This is a genomic window from Amaricoccus sp. (assembly GCF_036846665.1).
In the GTDB taxonomy this organism is placed as follows: domain Bacteria; phylum Pseudomonadota; class Alphaproteobacteria; order Rhodobacterales; family Rhodobacteraceae; genus Amaricoccus.
On the sequence record NZ_DAIUBO010000277.1, the window covers coordinates 1 to 4406 of the forward strand.

General features: G+C 67.5%; 4 protein-coding genes. 2 read left to right on the forward strand and 2 right to left on the reverse strand.

The features are described from left to right. On the forward strand, positions 1 to 1653 hold a 1653-nt coding region (locus V7050_RS18525), incomplete at its 5' end, for a glycosyl hydrolase family 65 protein (protein WP_324410991.1). 18 nt (positions 1654 to 1671) lie between these two features. On the opposite strand, the gene V7050_RS18530 is transcribed toward V7050_RS18525, so the two are convergent. Then, positions 1672 to 2841, reverse strand: coding sequence for a sugar-binding domain-containing protein (locus V7050_RS18530; RefSeq protein WP_324374659.1), 1170 nt, complete (start codon positions 2839 to 2841; stop codon positions 1672 to 1674). 135 nt (positions 2842 to 2976) lie between these two features. On the opposite strand from V7050_RS18530, the gene V7050_RS18535 reads away from it, so the two are divergent. Continuing rightward, complete coding sequence (locus V7050_RS18535; RefSeq protein ID WP_324369907.1) at positions 2977 to 3627, forward strand: HAD family hydrolase; 651 nt, start codon at positions 2977 to 2979, stop codon at positions 3625 to 3627. Between the two features lie 139 nt (positions 3628 to 3766). Here the strand turns inward: V7050_RS18535 and ppa are convergent, their stop codons facing one another. Then, entirely contained in the window at positions 3767 to 4303 is a 537-nt protein-coding gene (gene ppa / locus V7050_RS18540; RefSeq protein ID WP_324369905.1) for an inorganic diphosphatase, read from the reverse strand. Positions 4304 to 4406 lie beyond the last annotated feature (103 nt).

Below are 4406 nucleotides of genomic sequence, written 5' to 3' on the forward strand. Positions count from 1 at the left end.
GCGCGCTTCCTGGGCGGCGCGCGCGACTACGAGCGCGTGGCGCAGGTCGCCGAGATCGAGGCGCGCAGGGGCATGCCGCATGTCTTCGAGAAATTCGCCGCGATCGCCACCTCGCGCGACATGCCGGCCGGGGACATCCCACGGGACGTGCGCGACCGTCTCGATGCGGCGCGCCGGCGCGGCATGACCGCCTGTCTCGCGGAGAGCGCCGCCGCGTGGCGCGCGAAATGGGACGCCTGCGACTGCCTGGTCGTCGGCGATCCGCAGGCTAGCCTCGCGGCACGCTTCAGCATCTATCACCTGCTTATCGCCGCGAACGAGGAGGACCCGCGCGCCAATATCGGCGCCAAGTCGTTGTCGGGCGAGGGCTACAAGGGGCATGTCTTCTGGGATACCGAGATCTTCCTCTTGCCCTTCTTCATCTTCACCCAGCCCGAAACGGCGCGGGCGCTGCTCACCTATCGCTACCATACCCTGCCGGGCGCACTGGAGAACGCGCGGGCGAACGGCTTTGAGGGCGCGCAATACGCCTGGGAATCCGCCGATACCGGCCGGGAGACGACGCCGAAATGGACGGCGGACGGGCAGAACCGGATCTGGACCGGGGAGGAGGAGATCCACGTCACCGCCTGCGTGGCCTACGGCATCCTCAGCTACGTTACCGCGACCGGCGACCGGCAGTTCCTGCGCGACTACGGCGCCGAGATCCTCTACCAGACCAGCCGCTACTGGGCGAGCCGGCTGGAATGGAACGCCGCGGAGGCGCAGTTCGAGCTGACCGGCGTCATCGGCCCCGACGAGTTCCACGAGCATGTCGACAACAACACCTTCACCAACCGCCTGGCGCAATGGCATCTCGAACAGGCGGTGGCGGTCTTCGAGGGTCTCGCCGCCGAGGGCCGCCCCGAGCACGAGGCCCTGCTCGAGCGGCTGGAGCTGACGCGGGAGGAAGTGGCGCGCTGGGGCGGGATCGCCGGCCGGATCTATCTTCCCGCGATCTCCGGGGACGGGCTGATCGAGCAGTTCGAGGGTTATTTCGGGCTGGAGGACGTCCCGATCACGGAATGGGACCAGAACCGGATGCCGCGCTATCCGGCGGGCCACGACCATTTCTCGCTGAACGGCACCATGCTCCTGAAGCAGCCGGACGTGGTCATGCTGACCTATCTGCTGCCCGACGCCTATCCGGATGCCGTGAAGGCGGCGAACTACGCCTTCTACGAGAAGCGGACCCTGCACAAATCCTCGCTGAGCCCAGCTGTCCATGCGATCATGGGGATCGAGGTCGGCGACCGCGCCACCGCGGAGCTCTATTTCCAGCGCTCCGCCTTCGTCGATCTGCGCGACAACCAGGGCAATACCTGCGACGGCATGCATATCGCCTCGGCCGGCGGAACCTGGCAGATCCTGGTCTGCGGCTTCGGCGGGTTCCGGGTGCGGGGGGGACGGATGACCTTCAGGCCCTGGCTCCCCGAGGGCTGGGACGCGCTCCGGTTCCGGCTGAAATGGCGCGGCATGGATCTGGCCGTGACGGTGGCGCGGGACGAATGCCGCTTCCTGCTGACCGCCCCGCCCGGCACGATCGAAACCATCGAGGTGCGGGATCGCGCCCATGGCCTCGCCGCCGGCGAGGAGGTCGTGGTCCGGCTGTGAGGCGGGGCGCGGCGGCGGTCAGCCCGTCCCGGCGTCCACCGTCTCGGCGGCGATCAGCGTGCGAAGCTCGTTCGCCCCGGCATGGTCCATGATCACTTCATTGACCAGATTGCCGCGGATCAGCTCCAGGATGACGCCGGCGCGGCCGGCACCGACCGCGACCACCACGACCCCGGCCGTCGCGGGGTCCTTGTCTCCGCGCGCGGCGATGTCCCGCACATGGTCGAGATGCAGCCCGGTCCACATCTCGTTGAGGTCGTCCACGAGCCGGGTTTCGTCGGGCGAGAGATTTGCGCGCGGGATGAGGATGCCGCCGAGATCACCGGCCACGAGCGTGGTGATGCGTTCGGCCGGGATGCCGGCCGCCGCGACCAGTTCGTCGAAGCTCCCGAGGACCGGCCTGCTCGTCGAGCCGACGCTCGAGAGCAGCATGTCCATCCGGTGGATGAGGGCGCCCGCACCGCTGAAGACGCGACGGTGGCCCGGCGTCTCTCGGACGAAGCGCCAGATCGACTGCCGCATGTCCGGGGCATAGTGGCGCGGCACATAGGCCGGGAAGCCGGTGAGCTGCGGCCCCGAGCCGGGCTCGCCATTGAATATCTCGCTGAGCGCACCGGCGAGAATGCTGGACGAATAGCCGTGCTGCGCGAGCGAGACCAACTCGGCGCAGACGGCGGCGAACTCGATCCGCTCAGAGGCGGTGATCGGCAGGCGGGAGGCCTGGATGCCTTCGACCACGCTCTTGATGGTCCGTCCCCAGGCGACGCCGACGATCCGGGATTTCTCGATCAGCTCGACCATCCGGCCCGCCGCGAGCCGGCCGAGCCGCGTGCGCCGCTGCGCCATGCGCACCTCGGTATGGCCGGGACCGCTTTCGAAGGCGCGGAGCCGCGGCTCGCAGACGCCGTGCCGGCGGCAGAAATCCTTCAGCTCGCCGAAGAGGCCGCTCGGCATCAGCAGGCGATCCACCATCTGGATCCATTCGTCGGAGAAGAGCTCGCGGGCGAAACGCTGCTCGACGACGAGATATCCCTTCTGTTCGGCCTGGGCGAGCAGGCGGGAGACCTGGGGCTGGGACAGGCCGCCGAGCACGGTTCCGATCTCGAGTTGCGACATGTTGTAGCTGGCCCGCATGTAGGCGGCGCATTTCGCTCTTTCGTCGAAGGGGAGCTTCTTGACGTCGAGCATCAAGCCCCTGGCGCGCGACCGGCGGGAGACATGCGTATCATCATCCCGAATTGTTATTCGGGTTCCAAACGCTTGTCGATCCGGCTTTCCTTTTGGTGCGGATGCGCCGCTTTCCCAACATCGGAGGACAGGACAATGCCCCTCAGGGGGATCATCTTCGACCTTGACGGGGTGCTCGTCGACACGGTTCCGGCGCATTTCCGGGCGTGGCGGCGGATGTTCGCGGAATACGGCTACGGCTTCGACTTCGCCGACTACCGCAGGCTGGTCGATGGCCGGCCACGCTTCGACGGCGCCCGCGCCGTGATGGTCGATCATAGCGATGCGGAGGTCAGGGACGCCGCGGAGCGCAAGAACGTCTATTACCGCGAGATGATCGGTCGCGGCGAATTCGTCGTGTTCGAGGCCGCCCTGCGGCTGGTCGACCAGTGCCGGGCGCGGGGCTATGCGCTCGCCACGGCATCGAGCAGCGTCAACGTCAATGACGTGCTGGTGAAGGCCGGGATCCGCGATGCCTTCTCGGCGGTGGTCGGCGGCGATGACGTCGCGCGGGGCAAGCCGGCCCCCGACATCTTCCTCGCGGCGGTCCGGCAGCTGGAGATCCCGGCCCATGAATGTGTCGTGATCGAGGATTCGGTCTTCGGCGTGAGGGCCGCGAAGGCCGGCGGATTCCGATGCGTGGGGCTGTCGGCCGAGGCCGGCGCCGGGTTTCGGGATGCCGACCTGGTATTGGTCACCCATGACGAGTTGACGATCGAGGGTCTGGAGGCGTTGTTCCGCGACTAGACCGCTGCGACTGGGGCCGGGGGATACCTGTCGTCCGGCAGGACACGAGGCAGGCCACTGATATCGTGTGGAAACGGGCCTCGCTGCAAGCGGCGGCCGATGCTTGGCCCGGCAGCGGTGCCGCTGCCGGGCATTGGGCCTATTTCTTCATTGCCGCGAGCGAGTCGCTGAGGATCGCTTCGGCCTCGGCCCGGTCGCCCCAGCCGATCACCTTGACCCATTTGCCTTCCTCGAGATCCTTGTAATGCTCGAAGAAATGCTTGATCCGGTCGCGGGTCTTCGGCGCGATGTCTTCGAGATCGGCGATATGCGCCTGGAACGGGTCGACCTTGGCGACGGGGACGGCGATCAGCTTGTCGTCCATGCCGCCGTCGTCCTCCATCTTCAGCACGCCGACCGGCCGGCAGCGGATCACCACGCCGGGCGCGAGCGGGAAGTCGCAGATCACCAGCACGTCCGTCGGATCGCCGTCGGCATGCAGGGTATTGGGAACGAAGCCGTAGTTGCAGGGGTAGAACATCGGCGTGTTGACGACGCGGTCGACGAAGACCGCGCCCGAAGCCTTGTCGATCTCGTATTTGACCGGGGCGCCGCCTGAGGCGCCGCCGGTGATCTCGATCACGACGTTGATGTCCTGGGGCGGGTTCTTCCCGGCGGGGATGCTGTCGATGTTCATGGCTTGCTCCTGAGCGCCCTCGTGTCGGGGGGTCGCCTAGGATGTTCGCAGGCGCAACAAAAGATCCTTCACGCTGCGGGGCGGGGCCGGTCCCCCCGCAGGT

What these genes read in the sequence shown, in the direction of transcription:
- V7050_RS18530 (WP_324374659.1), bottom strand. Translation starts at nt 2,841, where the DNA reads ATGCTCGACGTCAAGAAGCTCCCCTTCGACGAAAGAGCGAAATGCGCC.
- V7050_RS18535 (WP_324369907.1), top strand. Translation starts at nt 2,977, where the DNA reads ATGCCCCTCAGGGGGATCATCTTCGACCTTGACGGGGTGCTCGTCGAC.
- ppa (WP_324369905.1), bottom strand. Translation starts at nt 4,303, where the DNA reads ATGAACATCGACAGCATCCCCGCCGGGAAGAACCCGCCCCAGGACATC.